At 66.7% G+C, this 23494-nt stretch carries 23 protein-coding genes; 11 read left to right on the plus strand and 12 right to left on the minus strand.

Annotation, left to right across the window (positions count from 1 at the left end):
* Positions 1-56 precede the first annotated feature (56 nt).
* Positions 57-1949 (plus strand): potassium transporter Kup, encoded by a 1893-nt coding sequence (locus tag A5784_RS23610; RefSeq protein ID WP_064947329.1) that lies wholly within the window; start codon positions 57-59, stop codon positions 1947-1949.
* A gap of 81 nt (positions 1950-2030) precedes the next feature.
* The gene (pat, locus tag A5784_RS23615) at positions 2031-3032 is read left to right on the plus strand and encodes an acetyltransferase Pat (protein WP_064947306.1); all 1002 of its coding nucleotides are present in this window, start codon (positions 2031-2033) and stop codon (positions 3030-3032) included.
* 12 nt (positions 3033-3044) lie between these two features.
* Here pat and lpqN read toward each other — a convergent pair whose 3' ends face one another.
* The gene (lpqN, locus tag A5784_RS23620) at positions 3045-3761 is read right to left on the minus strand and encodes an envelope biogenesis lipoprotein LpqN (protein ID WP_064947330.1); all 717 of its coding nucleotides are present in this window, start codon (positions 3759-3761) and stop codon (positions 3045-3047) included.
* 188 nt (positions 3762-3949) lie between these two features.
* Positions 3950-4201, minus strand: coding sequence for a hypothetical protein (locus A5784_RS23625; RefSeq protein WP_064947307.1), 252 nt, complete (start codon positions 4199-4201; stop codon positions 3950-3952).
* A gap of 141 nt (positions 4202-4342) precedes the next feature.
* Here A5784_RS23625 and A5784_RS23630 point away from each other — a divergent pair, with 141 nt between their 5' ends.
* Both A5784_RS23630 and A5784_RS23635 read left to right on the plus strand, forming a co-directional pair.
* A complete protein-coding gene (locus A5784_RS23630; RefSeq protein ID WP_064947308.1) occupies positions 4343-5005 on the plus strand; it encodes a DUF5642 family protein in 663 nt (220 codons plus the stop codon).
* A 28-nt stretch (positions 5006-5033) separates the two neighbouring features.
* The gene (locus A5784_RS23635) at positions 5034-5708 is read left to right on the plus strand and encodes a DUF5642 family protein (RefSeq protein WP_064947309.1); all 675 of its coding nucleotides are present in this window, start codon (positions 5034-5036) and stop codon (positions 5706-5708) included.
* 34 nt (positions 5709-5742) lie between these two features.
* Here A5784_RS23635 and A5784_RS23640 read toward each other — a convergent pair whose 3' ends face one another.
* Together A5784_RS23640 and soxR are read right to left on the minus strand one after the other, a co-directional pair.
* Positions 5743-6339 (minus strand): alpha-ketoglutarate-dependent dioxygenase AlkB, encoded by a 597-nt coding sequence (locus tag A5784_RS23640; RefSeq protein ID WP_064947310.1) that lies wholly within the window; start codon positions 6337-6339, stop codon positions 5743-5745.
* Between the two features lie 33 nt (positions 6340-6372).
* Entirely contained in the window at positions 6373-6804 is a 432-nt protein-coding gene (gene soxR, locus A5784_RS23645) for a redox-sensitive transcriptional activator SoxR (protein WP_064947311.1), read from the minus strand.
* A gap of 48 nt (positions 6805-6852) precedes the next feature.
* Between soxR and arcA the strand changes: the two genes are divergently transcribed.
* Entirely contained in the window at positions 6853-8058 is a 1206-nt protein-coding gene (gene arcA / locus A5784_RS23650; protein ID WP_064947312.1) for an arginine deiminase, read from the plus strand.
* 67 nt (positions 8059-8125) lie between these two features.
* Here arcA and A5784_RS23655 read toward each other — a convergent pair whose 3' ends face one another.
* A complete protein-coding gene (locus tag A5784_RS23655; RefSeq protein ID WP_064947313.1) occupies positions 8126-8977 on the minus strand; it encodes a hypothetical protein in 852 nt (283 codons plus the stop codon).
* 165 nt (positions 8978-9142) lie between these two features.
* Positions 9143-10693, minus strand: coding sequence for a dolichyl-phosphate-mannose--protein mannosyltransferase (locus A5784_RS23660; protein ID WP_064947314.1), 1551 nt, complete (start codon positions 10691-10693; stop codon positions 9143-9145).
* A gap of 24 nt (positions 10694-10717) precedes the next feature.
* Between A5784_RS23660 and rsmI the strand changes: the two genes are divergently transcribed.
* Positions 10718-11554: a 16S rRNA (cytidine(1402)-2'-O)-methyltransferase gene (gene rsmI / locus A5784_RS23665; RefSeq protein ID WP_064947315.1), complete on the plus strand. Its 837-nt coding sequence runs from the start codon at positions 10718-10720 to the stop codon at positions 11552-11554.
* Between the two features lie 9 nt (positions 11555-11563).
* On the opposite strand, the gene A5784_RS23670 is transcribed toward rsmI, so the two are convergent.
* Positions 11564-12034: a MarR family winged helix-turn-helix transcriptional regulator gene (locus tag A5784_RS23670; RefSeq protein ID WP_064947316.1), complete on the minus strand. Its 471-nt coding sequence runs from the start codon at positions 12032-12034 to the stop codon at positions 11564-11566.
* A 60-nt stretch (positions 12035-12094) separates the two neighbouring features.
* On the opposite strand from A5784_RS23670, the gene A5784_RS23675 reads away from it, so the two are divergent.
* The gene (locus A5784_RS23675; protein WP_064947317.1) at positions 12095-13096 is read left to right on the plus strand and encodes a substrate-binding domain-containing protein; all 1002 of its coding nucleotides are present in this window, start codon (positions 12095-12097) and stop codon (positions 13094-13096) included.
* A complete protein-coding gene (locus tag A5784_RS23680) occupies positions 13093-14070 on the plus strand; it encodes an amidohydrolase family protein (protein ID WP_064947318.1) in 978 nt (325 codons plus the stop codon). The genes A5784_RS23675 and A5784_RS23680 overlap by 4 nt, the downstream gene beginning before the upstream one ends.
* Here A5784_RS23680 and A5784_RS23685 read toward each other — a convergent pair.
* The 5 genes from A5784_RS23685 to metG form a co-directional block, all read right to left on the minus strand.
* Positions 14057-15283 (minus strand): aminodeoxychorismate synthase component I, encoded by a 1227-nt coding sequence (locus A5784_RS23685; RefSeq protein WP_064947319.1) that lies wholly within the window; start codon positions 15281-15283, stop codon positions 14057-14059. The two genes, A5784_RS23680 and A5784_RS23685, sit on opposite strands and share 14 nt — an antisense overlap.
* A gap of 20 nt (positions 15284-15303) precedes the next feature.
* Entirely contained in the window at positions 15304-16212 is a 909-nt protein-coding gene (locus A5784_RS23690) for an RNA polymerase sigma-70 factor (RefSeq protein ID WP_064947320.1), read from the minus strand.
* Entirely contained in the window at positions 16209-17423 is a 1215-nt protein-coding gene (locus A5784_RS23695) for an NAD(P)/FAD-dependent oxidoreductase (protein WP_064947321.1), read from the minus strand. Before A5784_RS23695 ends, A5784_RS23690 begins: the two co-directional genes overlap by 4 nt.
* 90 nt (positions 17424-17513) lie before the next feature.
* The gene (gene gdhA, locus A5784_RS23700; protein ID WP_064947322.1) at positions 17514-18863 is read right to left on the minus strand and encodes an NADP-specific glutamate dehydrogenase; all 1350 of its coding nucleotides are present in this window, start codon (positions 18861-18863) and stop codon (positions 17514-17516) included.
* A gap of 5 nt (positions 18864-18868) precedes the next feature.
* Positions 18869-20419, minus strand: coding sequence for a methionine--tRNA ligase (gene metG, locus A5784_RS23705; protein WP_064947323.1), 1551 nt, complete (start codon positions 20417-20419; stop codon positions 18869-18871).
* 25 nt (positions 20420-20444) lie between these two features.
* On the opposite strand from metG, the gene A5784_RS23710 reads away from it, so the two are divergent.
* The 3 genes from A5784_RS23710 to rsmA all read left to right on the plus strand — a co-directional run bounded on the left by A5784_RS23710 (position 20445) and on the right by rsmA (position 23415).
* Positions 20445-21299, plus strand: coding sequence for a TatD family hydrolase (locus A5784_RS23710; RefSeq protein ID WP_064947324.1), 855 nt, complete (start codon positions 20445-20447; stop codon positions 21297-21299).
* An 86-nt stretch (positions 21300-21385) separates the two neighbouring features.
* Positions 21386-22513, plus strand: coding sequence for a resuscitation-promoting factor (locus A5784_RS23715; protein ID WP_064947325.1), 1128 nt, complete (start codon positions 21386-21388; stop codon positions 22511-22513).
* A complete protein-coding gene (rsmA, locus tag A5784_RS23720) occupies positions 22510-23415 on the plus strand; it encodes a 16S rRNA (adenine(1518)-N(6)/adenine(1519)-N(6))-dimethyltransferase RsmA (protein ID WP_064947326.1) in 906 nt (301 codons plus the stop codon). Before A5784_RS23715 ends, rsmA begins: the two co-directional genes overlap by 4 nt.
* The last annotated feature ends 79 nt before the right edge of the window (positions 23416-23494 follow it).

The following is a 23494-nucleotide window of genomic DNA, read 5'->3' on the forward strand; positions in this document are numbered from 1 at the left end:
ACGAGAGGCGCGTTGTGGCCCACCCGACCTCAGTCACCGAGCACACGTCCTCCGGGATGCAGAAGGTCACCTTCGCGGTTGTGATCTCAGCTCTCGGTGTGGTCTTCGGCGACATCGGTACCAGCCCCATCTACACGCTGCAGACGCTGTTCAATCCGGAGGATCCGCACCCTGTTCCGCTCAACAACAACAATGTCTACGGCGTGGTGTCGCTGATCTTCTGGACCGTCATGACCATCGTCACCCTGACCTACGTCACGCTCATCATGCGCGCCGACAACAACGGTGAAGGCGGCATCATGGCGCTGATCACCCTGCTGCAGCGGTGGGGCGGGTCGACGGGGCACCGCACCGCGATGTTGCTGGCGGCGCTCGGAATCTTCGGTGCCGCACTGTTTTTCGGCGACAGTATGATCACCCCGGCCATCTCGGTGCTCTCGGCGGTCGAGGGCCTCAAGGTCGTCGAACCCGGGCTGGCGGAGTGGGTGGTGCCGATCACCGCGGTGATCATCGTGGCGCTGTTCGCGGTGCAGAGGCACGGCACGGCCGTCGTCGGCCGGTTCTTCGGACCCGTCATGGTCGTCTGGTTCGCCGCGATCGGGGCCTGTGGCGTCGGCGGCATCATCACTCACCCGCAGATCCTGTGGGCACTGTCGCCCACCTACGCGCTGGGATTCGTCCTCGGCCATTTCCACATCGCGTTCTTCGCGCTTGCGGCCGTCGTGCTCGCGGTCACCGGTGCCGAGGCGCTGTACGCCGACATGGGCCACTTCGGCCGCAAAGCCATCACCCGGGGCTGGCTGGCGCTGGTGCTGCCGGCGTGCACGCTGAGTTATTTCGGGCAGGGCGCGCTGCTCATCGGTGACGAGAACACCGTCAGCGCACCGTTTTTCCTCCTCGCACCCGAGTGGGCCAGGCTGCCGATCGTCGTGCTGGCCGCCGCGGCGACAGTGATCGCGTCGCAGGCCGTCATCACAGGCGCCTACTCGGTGGCCTCACAGGCGGCACAACTCGGGTATCTGCCGCGGCTGCGCATCGCCCACACGTCGGCCTCCACCATCGGCCAGGTCTACGTGCCGTGGATCAATGGCGTGCTGTTCGTGGGTGTGCTGACGCTGGTGTTCGCGTTCCGCAGTTCCGCGGCGCTGGCTTATGCCTACGGTATGGCCGTCACTGCGACCATCACCATCACCACCACGTTGTTCCTCTATTACGCCCGCACCAGGTGGAACACGCCCATGTGGCTCGTGGTGTTCGTCGGTGGCGGTCTGCTCACGGCCGATCTGCTGCTGCTCGCAGCCAACCTGACGAAGATCGTGCACGGCGCCTGGTTGCCGTTGCTCATCGGCGTGGTCACCTTCGCGATCATGACCACCTGGCAGCGTGGCCGCCACATCGTCACCGCGGCCCGCGAGGAGGTCGAGGGGTCGCTCGACGAATTCGTCGACGAACTGGCGCGGAGCCGGCCACCGTTGCCGCGGGTACCCGGCACTGCTGTATTCCTCAACCGCAGCGGCAACACTGCGCCGCTGGCCATGCGCTCCAACGTGGAACACAACCACGTGCTGCACCGGCATGTCATCATTCTCGCGCTGGACACCGAACCCATCCCGCGCGTGCCGGACAGCGAACGCATCTCGGTCAGCGGGCTGGGCCACAGCGACGACGGCATCGTGCACGTCACAGCGCGGTTCGGCTACATGGAACGGCCCAACGTGCCTGCAACGCTGCGCAAGCTCGACCCGTCGCTCACCGAGGGCCCCGTCGACATCGCCGATGCGTCGTATTTCCTGTCGAAGATCGATCTGGTGGCTGGAGACGCACCCACCATGGCGCAATGGCGTAAACGGCTCTTCATCGCGACGTCCTACATCACCGCTGATGCCGCGGCTTATTTCAAACTTCCGCTCGACCGCACGGTGATCATCGGCTCACGCATCGAGGTGTGAGTCTCGTCCGGTTTGGCCGCGTCCGGCCTCGGCGCGTGGGTATCCGTCGTAGCCTGGTGCCAAGCGAGGACCGGAGGGGACGTGGACGAACTGACCGGAGTCCGCGCCGACGAGCTGGCTGCCCTGGAATTCTTCGCCGAGTGCCGACTGTCTGATCTGGCCCCGCTGGCCGCGCAGTTGCGACCGTTGACGGCGGCACCCGGCGAGGTGCTGATGCGGCAGGGTGAGCGCGCGGTGTCTTACCTGGCGATCCGCCGCGGCCGGGTGCAGGTCATTCATACCGGCGATGACGGGGTGACGACGGAGGCCGAGATCGGTCCGGGACTCATCGTGGGCGAGATTGCCCTGCTGCGCGACGCGCCACGGTCGGCGACGGTGGTGGCCGTCGAGCCGTTGATCGGGTGGGTCGGTGATCGGGACGCCTTTGCCACGCTGCTCGAACTGCCCGGCATGCTCGACAAACTGCTGCGTATCGCGCGGCAGCGGCTGGCAGCGTTCATCACGCCGATCCCGGTCCAAGTGCGCAGTGAGGACTGGTTTTACCTGCGTCCGGTACTGCCCGGTGATGTCGAACGCACACTGAACGGGCCCGTCGAGTTTTCCAGCGAAACCCTTTACCGGCGTTTTCAATCGGTGCGCAAGCCCACCAAAGCGTTGTTGGAATACCTGTTCGAGGTGGATTACGCCGAACACTTCGTGTGGGTGATGACCGAGGGTGCTCTTGGGCCTGTGGTCGCCGACGCCCGGTTCGTGCGCGACGAACCCGATTCGACGACAGCAGAGGTGGCGTTCACCGTCGGCGACGACTATCAAGGCCGTGGCATCGGTAGCTTTCTGATGGGCGCCCTGGTGGTCTCAGCGGGATACGTTGGTGTTCAACGCTTTACCGCCCGAGTGCTGACCGATAACTACGCCATGCGGCACATCCTCGACCGGCTCGGGGCAGAGTGGCATCGTGATGACCTGGGTGTGGTGACCACGGAAGTGGCTGTGCCACCGGCTGATTCGGTACCATTCCCGGCTGAGCTCATCGAGAAGATCCGCGATGCCACCCGCCAGGTCATCCGGGCGGTGAGTCAATGAGGGGTGCCCGGGTCAGGGTGTGATGGTGGTCTGCTCGTCGATCACGTTGGTGGCGTCGAGCAGCGCGCTCATCTGGTCCTCGAGGCCATCAGCGTTGAGCTGCAACACATACAGACCGTCCTGGCCGGGGATCACGACCGTCTTCTGGGCGATCACCCGCTTGGCGCCGTCACGCACGTAGCCGCCACCGAATTGGAACGCCTGGAATCCACCGAGGGTGCTGCTGGAGCCGTCGCCCATCGCTTCGTAGCCGGGCAGGTTCTTGATCTCGTTGGGGGCGTACTCGAGTATCTTCGCCGGGTCGACGTTGCCGGTCAGCTTGGACATCAGTGCGATGACTGACGGCGGATCTGCCGCGTACTCGGGGTCGTCGGAGACGATGGCGCCCCAGGCCCAGTCCGGTGTCTTGTCGCCGGCCAGTGACCAGCCGGGGGGAACCGGCAGATTGAGTGCCGGGGTGCCCGGATCTCCTTGGTGCACTGCGGTTTCGACGAGATTGTTGTCCCGGATGTAGTCGACGATCGTGTAGTTCGGGCCCGCGGTGGCCGTCGGCGAAGTCGCGTCGTGCATGCCCTTCTTCGCGGCCGCTGTCGTCGTCGTGGTGCTGCTCTCCGCCGACTTCGACGTACTGGTGTCCTGTGGCTTGCTGTCGGAGCGGCAGCCGGCCAACGAGATGGCGAGCGCCACGGCAGCGACGACGATGCCGCCGGCCCGGAGGGACTGGGAAATCGACGTCATCAGTTATCCCATCGGTTGGTCGGCATCCTGCTGCCGGGCAACGGTGCCCTTTGGACACGGATTGCACCACAGAACGGGTGGCCTTGCGGCGGCATTCGGCATTTGCCGTGCAGCGACCTCACAGCCTACGTTGCGTTGGCAAGAACATTTCCTTGCGTCGGCTCAGTTCCGTACCGCCATCAGCACCTCGCCGTGAGCAGCACCGTCTGCCTCACCACTGGTAGTGGTTTCACCGAATTCACCGTGCACCGCTCCAGCGGGCCGAGACCCTGCCGGGTCAGCACTACCTGGTATCCGTCCTGTTCCAACTGGGTCATGGTGTCCTGCGCTGACCCGACACCCGATGGTGAAGCCACTGCCGGCGCTGCGAGACCGAGCGTGAACGCGGACAGCGCGCCATCGGTGATCGTCGCATATGCCAACCCATACACTGTCTTGCCTTCCCCGAATTTTGTCGTCGAATGAGCGCTCACTATGTCCAAACCGCCCGCGGTGGAGTTAAATTCCACTGAATCCCAACAGTTGTCGGTGATTTACGACCCAAAAATGAGTTGACAACCGTGCTAGACAGGATGCCCGTGCGCACCGTAGCGGCCGCAGCGGCGGTGGCGTGGTGCGCGGCGGCATGCGCAGGGTCGCCGGAGTCGAGCTCACCCACTTCATCGACGAGCGTGGCCGCGGTCACAGTGAATCCGGTGCGGATCGACCGCGTGCGCCAGGCACTCCCGCCGGGCTACGACGTCGCCCCAATTGACAAGCGCATCACACCGATTGCCCTGTGGGGGTTCGGGTCACAGTGGACCGCCGACCCGCCGCAGTGCTCGGCGTGGGCCGCCCCGGCCGTGGATCCGGCCACCGCGCGCGGTTGGTCGGGTTCGGGTCCGGGCGGAATCGTCTACGCCGTCGTCGCCCGGACAACGGCGCCACCTGATCTGACGCTCGGCGAGCAGTGCGGGGAATGGGGTCTGCGCGGCGGGCACAGCACGGGCACGGTCATGACCGTGGCCGCGCCTGCCATCCCCGACGCCGTCACCACCGGCATGACGACCGTGATTTCGACCGTCGTCGAAGGCGGCAACGAAACCCGGTTGCACGCCGACACGTTTACCGCTGATTTGGGTGAGTTTCACTGCTTCGTCACGATCGTCACCGACCCGGGCTCTCCGGTCCCGCCGCTCGGCCCCGAGTACGCCGCGGATCTGTTGGTGAAAACGGTGTCGGCGATACGCGGCTGAACCGGCCGCGCCCGGTAAGTTGGCAGCGATGCCGAACCGGAACGTGATACCTGTCATCGTGGGCGTGGGAGTCAGTGCCTGCTCTTTGGCGGCCTGCAGTCACTCGGACAAGCCGGCGTACCCCAACGCCAACATCGCCAACGTGACCCAGGTGAAGACCGACTTCGGCCCCGACTTCAAGGTCAAGGATGTCGCGCCGACGGGGATCGATCCGAAACTGCTGGCGCCGCAGAAGATACCGCCGGGGATGACGTTCGAGCCCGCCGAATGCTCGAAATTCGCCGAAGGTCAGACGTTCCCTCCGGGCTTGAAGGGCAACATGGCCGCCTCGGTGGCCGAGGGTGCGGGCCAGCGATTCATCGTGCTGGCCGTGGAAACCTCCCAGCCGATCCCGGTGAACGATCCCGGTGACTCGTGCAAGCAGGTGAAGTTCGCCGGACCGGGCTCGAGAGGCCAGGTCGACGTTATCGAGGCACCCAAGATCGACGGCATTCCGACCCTCGGCACGCACCGCGTCGTGCAGACCACGGTGCAGGGGCACCCCCGCACCGGGGAGCTGTACAACTACGTGGCGAGCTTCGGGTCCTACCTGGTGATCGTCACGGCGAACCCGCTGGTCCTCCCCGACAAACCGATCACGCCCGTCGACACCGGGAAAGCGCGCGACCTGCTGACGGCCGCGGTCACCGCCGTCCGAGGTTGAATTGCTCCTCACGTGCGCGCGGCTGATTTGCGTGTCAGTGCACGCCATGCGGCCGGAACTGGATGCTGATCCGCGGACCGACCAACCTGCTGGTCTTCGGTATCGAGTGCTCCCAGGTGCGCTGGCACGAGCCGCCCATCACCAACAGATCGCCGTGCCGGTGCTGTAACCGCAGCGCGTGCCCGCCGCCGCGCGGCCGCAACGCGAAAACCCTTGTCGCACCGAGACCTACGATGGCCACCATGGTGTCCTCGGTACGGCCGCGGCCGATGGTGTCCCCGTGCCACGCCACGCTGTCGTTGCCGTCGCGGTACATGCACAGCCCGGCGGTCGTGAACGGCTCGCCGAGCTCGCCGGCGTAGGTGTCATTGAGCCGGCGCCGGATCTGCTTGAGCCGGGGATGCGGCACGGGTTCGTTGACCAGATGGTGAAAGCTGACCAGCCGAGGGACGTCGACCACCCGGTCGTACATCTCGCGCTGCTCGGCGCGCCACGGGATGGTGTCCATCAATTCCTCGAACAGCGAATCGGCGTCGGGCAGCCAACCGGAACGCAGCTCCACCCAGGCCCCGTTGCCGAGTCTGCGACGTTCCGCGTGCTCGAACAGCGAGCCTTGCAGCGCCAGCTCCATGGCCGCGAGTGTATCGCACAGACGTTCGATGCGTCAGAGGCGCGAGGCTCCCGGGCCCTGCTCGGCCAACACGTCTCCGGGGTTGGTCAGCAGGCAGGTTTTCAGGCTCAGGCAGCCGCAGCCGATGCAGCCCGTCAGATTGTCCCGCAACCGTTGTAGGTGCAGGATGCGGTCGTCGAGATCCTGGCGCCAGCCCGCCGAGAGCTTGGCCCAGTCCTTGCTGGTGGGAACCCGGTCCGTGGGCAGCGTGGCGAGCGCCTCGCGGATCCGGGCCAACGGAATGCCGAGGCGCTGCGACATCCTGATGAAGGCCACCCGCCGCAGCGTCTCGCGCGCATAGCGGCGCTGGTTGCCCGACGTGCGGCGGCTGTGGATGAGCCCTTCGCGCTCGTAGAAGTGCAGGGCCGATACGGCCACGCCGCTACGGTGGGCCATCTCGCCGGGAGTCAGCTCGTGCGTGTCCATGACACCTAAACCCTACTTGAGGTGGCCGTGGGGTTTAACGTTCTCGTTGTGGCTGATGTGGCGCTGGGCTCCAACTCCGAAGTCGGCACGCTGCGGGTCGCGATCCTGCACCGGCCGGGTCCCGAACTGCAGCGGTTGACCCCGCGCAACAACGACGCCTTGCTGTTCGACGGCGTGCCGTGGGTGCCCAGGGCGCAGCAGGAACACGATGCGTTCGCCGATCTGCTGCGCTCCCGCGGTGTCGAGGTGCTGCTGCTGGCCGACCTGCTCACCGAGGCGCTCGCCAGCGGCGCGGCCCGGATGCACGGCATATCGGCCGCGGTAGACGGTCGCCGGCTGGGTTTGCCACTGGCACACGAGCTTTCGGCCTATCTGCGGACCTTGGAGCCCGCGGCCCTGGCGCACGTGCTGATGGCGGGGATGACGTTCAACGAATTGCCCTTCAGTGAAGCCGAGATCTCCCTGGTGCGTCGGATGCACCACGGCGGAGACTTCGTCATCGACCCGCTGCCCAATCTGCTGTTCACCCGGGACTCGTCGTTCTGGATCGGGCCGCGGGTGGCCATCACCTCGCTGGCCTTGCCTGCGCGGGCCCGCGAGACCTCGCTGACCGACGTCATCTACGCCCACCATCCGCGGTTCCTCGGGGTGCGGCGGGCCTACGAATCCCGCTCGGCCCCCGTCGAAGGCGGCGACGTGCTGCTGCTCGCGCCCGGTGTCGTCGCGGTGGGAGTGGGGGAGCGCACGACGCCTGCCGGCGCGGAAGCATTGGCGCGCAGTCTTTTCGACGATGACCTCGCCCACACGGTCCTTGCGGTGCCGATCGCGCAGGAGCGGGCTCAGATGCATCTCGACACCGTGTGCACCATGGTCGACGTCGACGCGGTGGTGATGTACCCGAACATCGTAGATTCGTTGTCCGCGTTCACCATTCACCGCGAGGACCGGGGCGTGCGCATCGACGACGCGTTGCCGTTCGTGCAGGCTGCCGCCGAGGCGATGGGCATCGACAAGCTGCGGGTCATCGACACCGGGCTGGACCCCGTCACCGCCGAACGCGAGCAATGGGACGACGGCAACAACACCCTGGCCGTCGCGCCGGGCGTGGTGGTGGCCTATGAGCGCAATGTCGAAACCAATGCACGACTTGCCGATTCCGGTATCGAGGTGCTGCCCATCGCGGCCTCGGAGTTGGGCACCGGCCGCGGCGGCCCACGCTGTATGTCGTGTCCGGCTGCCCGGGACCCGCTCTAGCCGTTGCCGCCGACATGACGTCGCCGATTTCGACACCAGGGTCGCGGCACCCGGCCCGCAGCGACCTTCACGTCGAAATCGGCGGGTAGCCGCGTCGTGCAAACGCTTCTCTGACCCTGTGCAGGATGAAGGCTCGGCTGTGTTCGGCGACCACGTGGATATCAAGCCAGTCCTGGCGCTCGATGAGTTCGGCGCGGCCGATGTCATACACGTATTGAGGCCGGTTGGCGGCATGGTGTACGCCGTCGTAGTCCAAGCCGATCTTCGGCTCGTCGTACCCCATGTCGATGAACGCCTCGCTGAAACCGTCGCTGACTCTGATCTGCGTGCGGGGCCGCGGGCAGCCCCCGTCAATGAGCAGCAGCCGTAGCCAGGTCTCCCGTGGCGATTGCGCACCGGAGTCCATGAGATCGAGCGCTGTTCGCGCACTTCGTATTCCGCGTAGCCCCGGATACCGCGTCGCCAGTTCCAACACCTCCGCGGCCGCGACGCCGGTGGCCGCGCCGAGAGCGTCCAGGTGAGCCACTGCGGTGTCGCGGGGGAGGAATCGGGCAAGGTCGAGCGCGGTCCGAAGGGGCGTGGTGACACGGAGGTCGCCGATCACGCAGATTTCCTCGGGTGAGATCCGTTCGTCCCGCATCACAATCCCTGGCCTGCGGCGTCCGTGCTTGACGATCAATTCCACCGGGGCGTCGGCAGCAACCCATTTCGCCCCGTGCAATGCCGCGGCGGCGCGGCCGGCGATGACGGCGCGGCGGCCGCTCCACAGCCACGCTGCCACTGTGTTGGCCGACAGCGTCCTGACGGCGTCTTTCGGCAGATAGACGCGAGGTTGTGCCGGCGCATAGCGCCATCTCAACTGACCGCGGGTAAGGCGCCCGGTGGCGAGGGCCTCCGGCCCGATGAATGGTTCGACCATGCGGCGATGGTCTGCAGAAGAGCCGACGTCTGAGCCTGCCAGATATCGTGTCGACTCGCCCCTGGGGATGAAAACCGGTTTGGGGATAGTCGGCCGACGCCGATTTCGACACTACGGTCGTCCTGCCCGGCGATTCGCAGCCCTGGTGTCGAAAACGACGCCGAGTTACCGCCAACTCGGAAGCATGATCTCCAGGTTCCAGGTGCCCTGGGAGATCGGCAGCCCGGTGAGAATCGGGTACATCCACGCGAAGTTGGTGATGACGAGCGCGACGTAGCCGCACACCACCATCAGGCCCAGCGTTCGGCGCTCGGCGTTCTGCTTGGGCTTGTGCAGGATGTCGCCGAGGATCAGCGCGAGCGCCAGAACCAGGAAGGGCGCCATCACCACGGCATAGAAGAAGTACATCTGCCGGTCGATGTCGGCGAACCAGGGCAGGAATCCCGCGCAGTAGCCGACGAGCACCACCGCATAGCGCCAGTCGCGGCGGATGACGGCCCGCCACACCGTCCAGCCCAACACCGGCACGGCGATGAACCACATGGCCGGCGTGCCGACGAGCATCACCGCCTTGACGCAAGACTGCGCGTCACAGCCGGGCACATCGTGGTTGTCGATCGCGTACAGCACGGGCCGCAGCGACATCGGCCACGTCCACGGCTTGGATTCCCACGGGTGATGGTTGCCCGCGGAGTTGGTCAGCCCGGAGTGGAAGTGGTAGGCCGCGTAGGTGTAGTGCCACAGCGAGCGGATGGCGTCGGGCAGCGGCAGCAGGGAGTTCTCGCCGATCGACTGCCCCACCTCGTGGCGGTTGACGGCGGTCTCGGAAGCGAACCACGGCGCGTACGACGCGAGGTACACCCCGAACGGGATCAGGCCGAGTGCATAGACGGCAGGGCCCACGTCGCGGCGCAGCGTCCCCTGCCACGGTTGCGGCACCTTGTACTGCTTGCGGGCGACGGCGTCCAACACGAGCGTCATCGCACCGAAGAACACCACGAAGTACAGGCCCGACCACTTGGTCGCGCACGCCAGTCCCAGCAGCACGCCTGCGCCGAAGCGCCACCAGCGCACGCCCAGGCGTGGACCCCACGGCGTCTCGGCGATCCGGCCTTCGGCATAGGCGATGTACATGCGCTCGCGGACCTGGTCGCGGTCGACCATGAGGGCCCCGAAGGCGGCCACCACGAACAGCACCAGGAACCCGTCCAACAACGCGGTGCGGGCCGCGACGAAGCTGGCGCCGTCGGCGGTCAGCAGCAGCCCGGCGATGGCGCCGACGATGGTCGAACGGCTGATGCGCCGCGCGATCCGGGCCACCAGCACCACCAGGATCACGCCGCACACTGCGCCGCCGAACCGCCAGCCCACCCCGTTGTAACCGAACAGCGCCTCACCGATGGCGATCAGCTGCTTGCCCACCGGCGGGTGGACCACCAGGCCGTAGCCGGGATTGTCCTCGACACCGTGGTTGAAGAGCATCTGCCAGGCCTGCGGCGCGTAATGCTTCTCGTCGAAGATCGGTGTGCCCGCGTCGGTCGGTGAGCCGAGGTTCAGGAACCGGCTGACCGCGGCCAGCGCGGCGATGACGGCGGTCATCGCCCAGCCCTGCAGCCGGTCCAGTGGCCCGAAGTCGGGGGCCGGAATCAGCGGTGCCGGGCTGATGAGCGGAACCGCGTGCTGCGCCGTCGGCGTATCGGTGGCGGTGGCGGTCACGCAAGCGATCGTAGGCTGTCGGGCGTGACACCCGGCAAACTGCTGATCGGCGCGACGCCGCTGGGCCAGCCCTCGGACGCTTCCGCGCGGCTGGTGGCGGCGCTGGCGGATGCGGACATCGTGGCCGCTGAGGACACCCGGCGGATCCGCGTGCTGGCGCAGGCTCTCGGCGTGACGCCTGCGGGCCGGGTGCTGAGCTTCTTCGATCAGAACGAGGCGAGCCGGGTACCGGGACTGGTCGAAGAGATCACGGCGGGCGCGACGGTGCTGGTGGTCAGCGACGCCGGCATGCCGTTGATCAACGACCCCGGCTACCGATTGGTGGCCGCGTGCGTGGAGGCCGGTGTGCCGATCAGCTGCCTGCCCGGCCCGTCGGCTGTGACGACCGCGCTCGCGGTGTCGGGGTTGGCCTCCGATCGGTTCTGTTTCGAGGGCTTCGCACCGCGCAAGCAGGCCGCCCGCATGACGTGGCTGCAGAGCCTGGCCGGCGAGCTGCGCACGTGTGTGTTCTTCGAATCTCCGCGCCGGCTGGCCGACACCCTGCGTGACGCCGTCGAGGTGCTTGGCGCGCAGCGGCGCGTCGTGGTGTGCCGGGAGCTGACCAAGACCCACGAGGAGATCAAGCGCGGCACCCTGGCCGAACTTGCCGACTGGGCAGTCGACGGGGTGCTGGGGGAGATCACGGTGGTGCTCGCCGGCGCCACGCCGACGGCCGACCTGCCCACCCTGATCGCCGAGGTCGAGGAACGCGTCGACGCCGGGGCCCGGGTCAAGGACGCCTGCGCCGAGGTGATCGCCGCCCATCCGGGGGCACCGTCACGGCGTGAGCTCTACGACGCCGTGCTGCGGGCCCGGGGCTGAGGATCGTATTCAGGACTCCAGCCGCAGCAGTGCGGTGAGCAGGCTGCCGCCGGGGGCGCCGTCCTCGCCGAACATGTTCTTCTGTAGTTGCACCATCCTCGGCAGGGCTTGCCGCAACACAGCCAGCCCGGCATCGGTGATCTCGACGTTTTTCGCGCGGACATCCGACGAACTGCGCGGCCGCGCAATCCAGCCTTTGTTCTCCAGCGCCTTCATCATGTGCGATATCTGCATCGGCGCCACGTCGCCGGCCCGGGCCAGTTGTGCCTGGGTCACTGGTTCGCCGGTCCGGCCGAGCCAGGCGACAAGGGCCAGGGTCTGGAACTGGAGATGGGTGAGATTCACGTCGGCCAGCGCGCGATCGGCCTCGCGAATGTAGCGGTGCAGCACTCGCCACAGCACGAAGCCGATGGCCTTTTCGGGTCCACCGAGGGATGCCGTCGCGAAGACATCTTCGATCGCGTGTGCGTTGTTGGCCACGAGACAGAGCGTAGACAACGACCATTGCCCAAAATAGTAAATGCATTTACTATTTTGAGTATGAAAGACATCGACATCGACATCGGCTTCCACGACTACGAGCACGTCCGCCCATTGATCGACGGGACAGTCCCGATCAAGGGCGTCGCCCCGACATTTCATACCGCGACCATCGTGTCCGACATCTTCGAGCGCATGGTGGGTGGCCGCGAATTCGGCGTCGCAGAACTGGGATTGACGTTCTATCTGCGTACGCTGGACCTCGCCGACCCGCCGTTCATCGCGCTGCCGATCTTCCTGGCCCGCCAGTTCCGACATTCGGCGATCTTCGTCAACCGGTCCAGCGGCATTGCTACCCCGCAGGATCTCGTGGGCAAGACCGTCGGCGAGTTCGCCATGTACGGGCACGACGCGGGGGTCACCGCCAAGGGCATGTTGTTCGACGAGTACGGGGTGCGGCCGGATCAATGTCGTTGGGTCATCGGCGGATTCGATTGGCCGATGGCGCCTTTCGATTTCGTCCCGCAGTTGCATCCGGCAGGCGTCGAGGTGACGCGGGCCGGTGCGGGCAAGGCGTTGGGGCCGATGCTCGACGCAGGCGAGATCGATGCGCTGATCTCCGCCGACGTGCCGGCGTGCGTCATCGAGGAGTCGCCGAACGTCACCCGGTTGTTCGACGACTACCGCCAGGTCGAGCGCGACTACTACCTGCGCACCGGCATCTTCCCGATCATGCACACCGTGGTGATCCGGCGCGACCTCGTTGCGCGCCACCCGGGCCTCGCGTGGTCGGTGTACGACGCGTTCTGTGAGGCCAAAGACGTTGTCGCCCAGCGATACCGGACCGGAAGGACCTTCAATCACATCGACGTGATGATGCCGTGGTTCAGTGCGCTGTACGACGACGATCTCAGCCTGTTCGGGCCGGACTGGTGGCCGTACGGGGTGGCTGCCAACCGGCCGACGCTCGACGCATTCTTGCGGTGGCATTTCGAACAGGGATTGTCGCAGCGCCGTTTGACGTGCGAGGACATATTTGTAGAGGAGTTGATCGGTACATGAAGATCGTCGGACTGGAAGAACACTTCGTCACGCCCGACCTCGTCGACGCGTGGGCCGCACTCGAGCCGCGCTGGCAGGACCTGGCGACGCCGGCGCACGGCGACGTGGCCCGTCGCCTGCTGGATCTCGGCGACGAACGGGTGGCCGCAATGGACGACACCGGGCTGGACGTCCAGGTGGTGTCGCTCACGACACCCGGCGTCCAGAACCTGGCGCCCGTCGAGGCCGTGCACCTGCAGGTCGCGTGTAACGACCGCCTTGCCGACGCTGTCGCAGCCCGACCCGACCGGCTGCAGGGATTCGCGACGCTGGCCACGCCCGATCCCGCCGCGGCCGCCGCTGAACTCGGCCGAGCGGTCACCGAGCTGGGCTTCCACGGCGCCATGGTGTTCGGCCGCACCCGCGAACGCAATCTGGACCATCCCGACAACTGGGCCATATTCGAAGCGGCAGAGGCGCTCAACGCGCCGCTCTACCTGCACCCGCAGTCGCCGGTGCCGGAGGTGCGCCGCGCCTACTACGACGGCTTCGGTTCCACACTGGACGGCGCGTTCGCGACCTTCGGCTTGGGCTGGCACTACGAAACCGGAATTCAGCTGTTACGGCTCGTCCTCGGCGGCGTCTTCGACCGGTTTCCCGGGCTGCAGGTGATCGTCGGGCATTGGGGCGAGGTCGCGCTCTTCTATCTCGAGCGCATCGACGGCATGTCGGCCATCGCCAAGCTTGAGCGCCCGGTGTCGGACTACCTGCGGACCAATGTGTACCTCACGCCCAGCGGCATGTTCAGCAGGCGATATCTGCAGTGGGCGCTCGATCTCGTCGGCGTGGACCGCATCATGTTCTCCACCGACTACCCCTACGTACCGGTGCCCGACGGCGCCAGCAGGAGATTTCTGGAAGCCCTCGACGCAGCCGACCGCGAGAAGATCGCCTCCGGCAATTGGGACCGGGTGTGCGCTGCTATCCGGCGCTGACAGCCGAAGGCGTCACGATGGAGGCGGCCTTGTGCAGGCATTCCTCCCATTCCCGGGCCGGGTCGGAGTCCGCGGTGATGCCGCCGCCGACGCCGAGCACCGCTGACCCGTCGGCGCCGAACTCGACGGTCCGGATCGCGACGTTCAGTTCGCAGCCTGCGACCGGTGAGGCCAAACCGACTGTGCCGCAATACACTCCGCGGCGTGCAGGTTCCCATTGCCGCAGCAGCTGACGGGCTCGGGTCTTGGGGGTGCCGGTCACCGACGCCGGCGGGAAAGTGGCCTGCAGCAGCTGATCCATCGGCAGCTCGACCGGCACCTCGGCCGCCACCGTCGACACCAGATGCCACACCCCGGGCGCGGGTTGCACCACCAGGAGTTCGGGCACCGTCACGGTGCCCGTGGCGGCCACCCGGCCCAGGTCGTTGCGGACCAGGTCGACGATCATGACGTTCTCGGCGACATCCTTGACCGACGCCAGCAGCTCGGCGGGATCGGCGGACCGGGGCAGTGTGCCCTTGATCGGGCTGGACGTGACGTCGGTCCCGCGACGGCGCAGGAACAACTCCGGTGACAGCGACGCCACCGCGCCCCAGTCGCCGGCCAGATACGCGGCGCGTGACGGTACGGTCCGGGCTGCCGCGTCGGCGAAGAACTCCAGCGGGTCCCCGTCGAGGTGACCGGTGAACCGCGTGCACACACAGGCTTGGTACACCTCGCCCGCGGCGATCGCGTCCAGGCAGGCCAGTACGCCGTGCCGGTGCACGTCCCGGTCGGGTGGCGCCCAGTGCAGGGCATACGGGCTGGCCTGCGGCGCGGGCAGATCAGCCAACCATGCGGGAAGTGCTGTGTCGGTGAGGCTTTCGTACCACCACTGGCCGTCGGAGTCCTGCCGCAACACGCAGTCCGACCAGCCGCCCGCGGCCTCGGGGATGCGTGGCGGCAGCCCGTCGGCGCCGGGATCGGGATAGGCCAGGTAGCCGAACCAGCCGCCGCCGATCGCCGGTCCGGCGGTGTGGCCCGCCGGGAGCGGGAACGCCGCGGCCGCTGCCACCGGCTGCGTCATGAGCGACGGGGCGATCACCGCGCGGGAACCGAACCAGTCGCCGATCAACGCCGCCGGTCGGGGCAGACCGGCGCGCGTGGCCGCAGCGGCGACGGCACGCAGCACCACCGTGGGGTCGCCCAGGGTGCCGAGCCGCTCGATCCGCATGCCACCAGCGTGGCAGAGTCTCAGCGGCTGATCACCCGCGGGATGTCGACGCCGGTGAGCTTGTCCGGATTGCGCATGGCGTAGAAGTGGGTGATCTTGCCGTCGACGACCTCGACGGTGACCACTCCCTCGAAGCTGTCCTCGAGGTACAGCTTGTACGCGGGGGCGTTGTTGTAGGTGGTGGGCTCGAAGCGGCCGCCCTGCCCGACGAACCGCATCAGCCCCATCACCAACTTGGCCACCGACTGTGCCCCGGACACCGGCCGCCGTGCCGCGCTGCGCTTACCGTCGCTGTCGGCCGTCCACACGACATCGGGGGCGAGCAATTCCAGCAGCACATTCACGTCACCGGTCGCTGCCGCGGTGAAGAACCGCTGGGTGACCTCGGTCGAAAGCTGCGGATCCACGGGGTCGAACCGCTTGCGCCGCGATTGCACATGCTCGCGGGCCCGGTGTGCCATCTGCCGCACCGCGGCCGCGGATTTGTCTACCGCCGAGGCGATTTCGTCGTGGCTGAAGCCGAACACCTCGCGCAGGACGAACACCGCGCGTTCGTCGGGGCTCAGCGTCTCCAGCACCACCAGCATGGCCATCGACACCGACTCGGCCAGCACCACGTCGGCCGCACCGTCTCGCGTCTCCAGCAGCAGCGGCTCAGGCAGCCAGGGGCCGACATAGTCTTCGCGCCTGCGGGATTGGGCTCGTAACGCGTTGAGCGCCTGCCGCGTGACCAACTGGGCCAGATAGGCCTTGGTGTCGGTCACGCCTGCCAGGTCGACCTCCGCCCAGCGCAAGTAACTCTCCTGCAGCACATCATCGGATTCCGTTGCTGTGCCGAGTATTTCGTAGGCGATGGTGAACAACAGCGGCCGCAGCAGCGTGAACCGTTCGGCGTGCTCGGTCGAGTTGCCTGCGCTGGGTGTACTCATGAGATGCTCCTGCTCCTCACGTCCGCGCGACCGACCAGTGACTCCCGCTGCGCCGCCGCGAGTTGGCGCGCCCGGTTGTCCCCGCGAAACCAGATGTAGGAGCCCGGTTTTTCGGCTTCGCGACGGATGGCCCACAGCGTGGCCCGGCACACCCGCTCCTTGATGTACGCGCCGGTGCGGCCGCCCACGAAGGCCTTGCGCGGGCTGTCGTCGGAGTGGCAGAACTGCACGGTGCCCAGGCTGCGCCCGACGCTGACGCACTGCCCGGCGAATGCCTGGTTGATCACCGCGGGTTCGGTGCCGTTGATCCGCGCCAGCACGGTGTTGGCGGCCTGGATGCCCAGCGGTCCGGCGGACTGGCAGCTCATCCGCAGCGGGATGCCCGACGGTGACGCGGCGTCGCCGCCGGCGACGATGCACGGATCGTCCACGCTGGTGAGGGTTTCGTCGGTGCGCAGCCGGCCCAGTTCATCGGTCGTGAGGCCGCTGGCGGCAGCAAGCCCGGGCACCCCGAAGCCCGTCGTCCACACCGTCACGGCACTGGGGAGTCTGTTGCCGTCGGCCATCACCACCGCATCGGGTTCGACGGCGGCCACCAGGATGTCGGGCCCGTCGATGATCGACACGCCCTGCCGGGTCAGCGCTTTGACCACCGAACGCCGGCCCGATTCGCCCAGTGAGGCGCCGACGACGTCGGTGACCAGGGTGACGGTGCGGCCCGCCTCGGCGAACTCGGCGGCGGCCTCGATGCCGGTCAGCCCGCCACCGACGACGACAACCGGGGCGCCGAGCGCGACATCCTGTAGCCGGCTGCGCAGCCGGGTTGCCTGCTCGAATTCGCTGAGCGGATAAGCGAATTCGGCAGCGCCCGGCACCGCAGCCGGCACGCCGCCGGTGCTGCCCACGGCGTACAGGAGGTAGTCGTAGTCGAGCGTGTCGCCGGAGGTGAGATAGACCCGGTGGGCCGCCGCGTCGATGCGCTCGGCACTGTCGACGAGCAGCCGCACCCGGTCGCCCAGCAGGGTGTCGTAGGCCTCGGTGGCGTCGTCGTTGCCCACCGCCAGCTGGTGCAGGCGAATCCGTTCGACGAACCGCGGTCGCGGGTTGACAAGAGTCACGTCGACGCCCGCGGCGCCCTGTAACCGGTTGGCGGCCAGCACCCCGGCGTAGCCGCCGCCGATCACTGCGACGCGGATGTTCTGGACGGTCATGGTGTCTCCTCTCAAAGGACTCGTGCCCTCAAGACACCGCGCGCGACCAGTTTGTGACAGCTTGGTCCGCGATGTGGCTCAGATCACTCGTTACACCAATCCGAGTGCCAGCATGGCGTCAGCGACCCGGATGAACCCGGCGATGTTGGCACCGGCCATGTAGTTGCCCGGTTGGCCGTATTCATCGGCGATCGTCAGGCAGCTGTCGTGGATGCGGCCCATGATCTCGGCCAGCCGCTGCTCGGTGTCCTCGAAGGTCCACGAGTCGCGCGATGCGTTCTGCTGCATCTCCAGCGCACTGGTGGCGACGCCGCCCGCGTTGGCGGCCTTACCGGGTGCGAAGGTCACGCCGGCTTCGGCGAACGCCTTGACCGCCTCGGGGGTGCACGGCATGTTGGCGCCCTCGGCGACGATCCGGCAGCCCGACTTGATCAGCAGCTCGGCGTCGGCTCCGGAGACCTCGTTCTGGGTCGCGGAAGGCAGCGCGATGTCGCACGGCACCTCCCAGATGCTGCGGCCCGCGACGAATTGTGCTGCGCCGGCGCGAGCTTCGACATAGTCGCTGATGCGCCCGCGCTGGACCTCTTTGACGTCTTTGAGGACGTCGATATCGATGCCCTTCTCGTCGAGCACGTAACCGCTGGAGTCCGAGCACGCCACCACGGTGCCGCCCAACGCGTGCACCTTCTCGATCGCGTAGATTGCCACGTTGCCCGAACCGGACACCACGACTCGTTTGCCGTCGAAGGAATCCTGTGCCGCGCGCAGGATCTCGTCGACGAAGAAGACCGTGCCGTATCCGGTGGCCTCGGTGCGCACTTGCGATCCGCCCCAGGTCAGTCCCTTGCCGGTGAGCACACCGGATTCGTACCGATTGGTGATGCGCTTGTACTGGCCGAACAGATAACCGATTTCGCGCATCCCGACGCCGATGTCGCCGGCCGGAACGTCGGTGTACTCGCCGATGTGGCGGTAGAGCTCGGTCATGAACGACTGACAGAACCGCATGACCTCGGCGTCGGAGCGGCCCTTGGGATCGAAGTCCGAACCGCCCTTGCCGCCGCCGATGGGCAGGCCGGTCAGCGAGTTCTTGAAGATCTGTTCGAAGCCGAGGAACTTCACGATGCCCAGGTACACCGACGGGTGGAACCGCAGGCCGCCCTTGAACGGTCCGAGCGCGGAGTTGAACTCGACCCGGAAGCCGCGGTTGATCTGCACCGTGCCGGAGTCGTCGAGCCACGGCACCCGGAAGATGATCTGCCGCTCGGGTTCGCACAACCGCCGGATCACCGCGTTGTCGGCGAACTCGGGGTGCTTGTCGACAACTGGCCCGAGGCTGGTCAGCACCTCGAAAACGGCCTGGTGGAATTCCTTCTCGCCGGCGTTGCGGCGGGCTACCTCCTCATAGATGTCGCACAAGCTGGGATGTAATCCACTCATATCACTCAGTCCATCTGATATCGCGGGAACACTGCCGCGGGCGCGGGCAGTGTGACACCCGGCTTGAGCCGAGTGCTGATGGCAGCGAAGGTTCGCTCGTCGGCCGGTTGCCCCAGCAGGTCGAGCAGCTTGTCCATCGAATCCGGCATCACCGGCTGGCTCAGAAGCGCGGTGATGCGCACCGTCTCCAGCGTGGTGTAGAGCACTGTGCGGAAGCGCTGCTGGTCGCCGGGATCGGCAGACTTTCGCAGCACCCACGGCTCCTGTGCCGAGAAATATCGGTTGGCCGCGCCGAGTACCGACCAGATCGCTTCCAGCGCAAGGTGCATGGCGGGCTCGGCGAAGTGCGCCCGCACGCGGTCCAGCAGCCCGTCGGCCGCGGCCAGGAGGGCGGTGTCGTCTTCGGTGAACGCACCCGGATCGGGCACCACGCCGTCGAGGTTCTTGTTGACCATCGACAGCGAACGCTGTGCCAGGTTGCCCAGCTCGTTGGCCAGGTCGGCGTTGATCCTGCCGATGATGGCCTCTTCGCTGTAGCTGCCGTCTTGGCCGAAGGACACCTCGCGCAGGAAGAAGTACCGCACCTGGTCGAGCCCGAACGCGTCGACCAGCGCGATGGGGTCGACGACGTTGCCGACCGACTTGCTCATCTTCTCGCCCTTGACGTTGATGAACCCGTGCGCGAAAACCCTTTCGGGGAGCGCGATTCCGGCAGACATCAGGAAGGCGGGCCAGTACACGGTGTGGAACCGGATGATGTCCTTGCCGATCATGTGCAGATCGGCGGGCCAGTACTTGCCGAAGGTCTCCGACGTCACGTCCGGATATCCCACGCCCGTCAGGTAATTGGTCAGCGCGTCCACCCAGACGTACATGACGTGGTCCGGGTGATCCGGCACCGGAACGCCCCAGTCGAACGTGGTCCGCGAGATCGACAGATCCTTGAGCCCGCCGGAGACGAAGCTGACGATCTCGTTGCGACGCACGTCGGGCCCGATGAACTCGGGGTGTGCCTCGTAGTGGGCGAGCAGGCGATCGGTGTAGGCCGACAGTCGGAAGAAGTAGGTCTGTTCCTCGGTCCAGGTGACCGGGGTGCCCGTCTCGATGGCGGTGCGGGTGCCGTCGGGCCCCTCGGTGGTCTCGTCCTCGGCGAAGAAGCGTTCGTCGCGTATCGAGTACCAGCCGGAGTAGGTGCCGAGGTAGATGTCTCCGGCCTCGAACATCGCGCGCCAGATCGCCTTGGAGGCCTCATAGTGGTCGGCATCGGAGGTGCGGATGAACCGGTCGAAGGAGATGTTGAGCGTCTCCTGCAGCCGCTGGAACACGTCGGAGTTGCGGTTGGCCAACTCGGCGGCCGAGATACCCTCGGCGGCGGCGGTCTCGGCCATCTTCTGCCCGTGCACGTCGGTGCCGGTCAGGTAGCGGACGTCGAAACCGTCGAGTCGCTTGAATCGAGCGATCGCGTCTGTGGCGATGTACTCATACGCGTGCCCGATGTGAGGCGCGCCATTGGGGTAGGCGATCGCGGTGGTGATGTAGTACGGCGGCTTGCTCATCGGGGCATCACTCTATGGTGTTGCTGTGAGTTCCAAACGCTCAGGCAGGGAGAAGCCGCCCGCGCCGGAACCCTTGGCGCCCCTTGTCGATGCCCATACCCACCTCGATTCGTGCGGTGCCGAGACGCCCGACGACGTGCGTGCGATTCTTGACCGTGCCTCCGCGGTCGGAGTGCAGAAGGTCGTCACCATCGCCGACGACCTGGCCGCCGCGCACTGGGCGGCAGGTGCCGCGGAAGCCGACGACCGGGTGTACGCGGCGGTCGCGCTGCATCCCACGCGCGCCAATGCGCTCACCGACCAGGCGAAAGCGGATCTGGAACGGTTGGCGTCGCAGCCGCGCGTGGTCGCGGTCGGCGAGACGGGGATGGACCTGTACTGGCCCGGCAAGGTGGACGGCTGCGCGACGCCCGCGGAGCAGCGCGAGGGCTTCGCGTGGCACATCGACCTGGCGAAACGGACCGGCAAGCCGCTGATGATCCACAACCGCGACGCCGATGCCGCCGTTCTGGACGTGCTGGCCGCGGAGGGGGCGCCCGAAACTGTGATCTTCCACTGTTTTTCGTCAGGTCCTGAGATGGCGCGCACATGCATCGATGCGGGCTGGATTTTGAGTCTGTCCGGCACGGTCAGCTTCAAAAATGCTGTTGACCTGCAGGAAGCTGCCCGGCTGATCCCGCAGGGGCAGATGCTGGTCGAGACCGACGCGCCGTTTCTGACTCCGCATCCGTATCGCGGCGCGCCGAACGAGCCCTATTGCCTGCCATACACTGTCCGGGCATTGGCAAAGCTGCTGGACCGGCCCGAGCAGGACTTGGCGGCCGAGACGGCAACCACTGCGACCCGGGTGTACGGGTTGGACGAGAGTTGCCGTATATAGGCCTTTTCGTTACCGTCTTGTGATCAACCGCTCGACGTGCAGTCGGTGAACCATGCCGTCAGCACGGGGGAGAGACGAATTTACGTATGAATGCTCTGCACAAACTTCATGAATCGCGCTCGCCGCTGCTCCGAGGTGTCGTCGGCGCCGCCCTGGTCACGCTGACAGCGGCCGGCGGGTTCGCTGTCTCGGCGCACAAGACGGTGACGCTGAACGTCGACGGTACCGCGATGACGGTGACCACCATGAAGTCCAGAGTGATCGACGTCGTCAAGGAGAACGGTTTCGACGTCGGCGATCGCGACGACCTCTACCCGGCCGCCAACCAGCCGGTGCAGGACGCGGGCAGCATCGTGCTGCACCGCAGCCGTCCGCTGGAGGTCTCGCTGGATGGCCAGACCAGCCAGCAGGTGTGGACCACGGCGTCGACCGTCGACGAGGCGCTGGCACAGCTGCAGATGACCGATACCGCGCCTGCCGCGGCGTCCCGCGGGACCCGTGTTCCGCTGGGCGGCATGGCACTTCCCGTGGTGAGCGCCAAGACGGCCCAGATCGATGACGGTGGCGCGGTGTCCACCGTGCATCTGGCGGCCGCGAACGTGGCCGGCCTGCTGGAAGCCGCGGGTGCGCCGCTGCAGCAGAACGACACGGTCGTCCCGGCGGCGTCGTCACCCGTGACCGAGGGCATGCACATCCAGGTGACGCGCATGCGCATCGAGAAGGTCACCGAGCGGATGCCGTTGCAGCCGGACAACAAGCGCATCGAAGACACCTCGATGAACATGAGCCGTCAGGTCGTCGAGGACCCGGGCGCCCCCGGCACCCAGGATGTGACTTTCGCCGTGGCGAAGGTGAACGGAGTGGAAACCGGCAGGCTGCCAGTAGCCAATGTCGTTATCACACCGGCCCGCGACGGCGTGCTCCGGGTCGGAGCCAAGCCGGGTACCGAAGTTCCACCCGTTGCGAATGGAAGTACCTGGGACGCCCTGGCCTCCTGTGAAGCCGGAGGTAACTGGGCGATAAACACGGGCAACGGTTTTTACGGCGGCGTGCAATTCGATCAAAACACTTGGGAGCGGCAGGGCGGTTTGCGGTATGCTGCGAGAGCCGATTTGGCGACCAGGGAAGAGCAGATTGCGATTGCTACGGTGACGCAGGCACGGCAAGGATGGGGAGCTTGGCCAGTGTGTAGCGGGAGGATTGGGGCGCGCTGACTATTCGACTGCTCGGGCGGACCGAGATAAGACGCCTGGCCAAAGAGATCGACTTCCGGCCACGCAAATCATTCGGACAGAACTTCGTGCACGACGCGAACACTGTCCGCCGTATCGTGTCGGCTTCAGGGATCCATCGCACCGACCACGTGCTTGAGGTCGGACCCGGCCTCGGCTCGCTGACGCTGGCCCTGCTGGACCGTGGTGCGCAGGTCACCGCAGTGGAGATCGATCCACTGCTGGCGCGGCAACTGCCGACCACCATCGCCGATCACTCGCACAGTGAGATCAACCGGCTCTCTGTGCTCAACCGCGACATCCTGACCCTCATGCCGGCTGATCTCACCGATCAGCCGACCGCACTGGTCGCGAACCTGCCGTACAACGTGGCGGTGCCCGCACTGCTGCACCTGCTGGCCGAGTTCCCGACCATCCGGACCGTGATGGTCATGGTGCAGGCCGAGGTGGCCGAACGTTTGGCCGCCGAGCCGGGTGGCAAGGACTACGGGGTGCCCAGCGCCAAGGTGCGGTTCTACGGCAACGTACGCCGCCACGGCATGGTGTCACCGACGGTGTTCTGGCCCATTCCGCGGGTGTACTCGGGCCTCGTACGCATCGACCGGTACGAGACCTCGCCGTGGCCCACCGATGAAGCGTTCCGGGACGAGGTTTTCAACCTCATCGACATCGGGTTCGCGCAGCGTCGCAAGACGTCGCGTAACGCGTTCGCGGACTGGGCGGGTTCGGGCAACGAGTCGGCGGAGCGGCTGCTGGCCGCGAGCATCGACCCGTCCCGGCGCGGTGAGACTCTCGCCATCGCCGACTTCGTGCGGCTGCTGCAGCGCTCGAACGAGGCTGCGCTCGAAGCCGGGAAACTACAGGACCAGGTGCGCGTCACCTAGGCCTCACAACGACAACAGACGGGTCGCTCACCGCGGAGGCTGTCTCTTATACACATCTCCGGCTGCCGACGATCGCATA

This window comes from Mycobacterium sp. 852013-50091_SCH5140682, from assembly GCF_001665685.1.
GTDB lineage: Bacteria > Actinomycetota > Actinomycetes > Mycobacteriales > Mycobacteriaceae > Mycobacterium.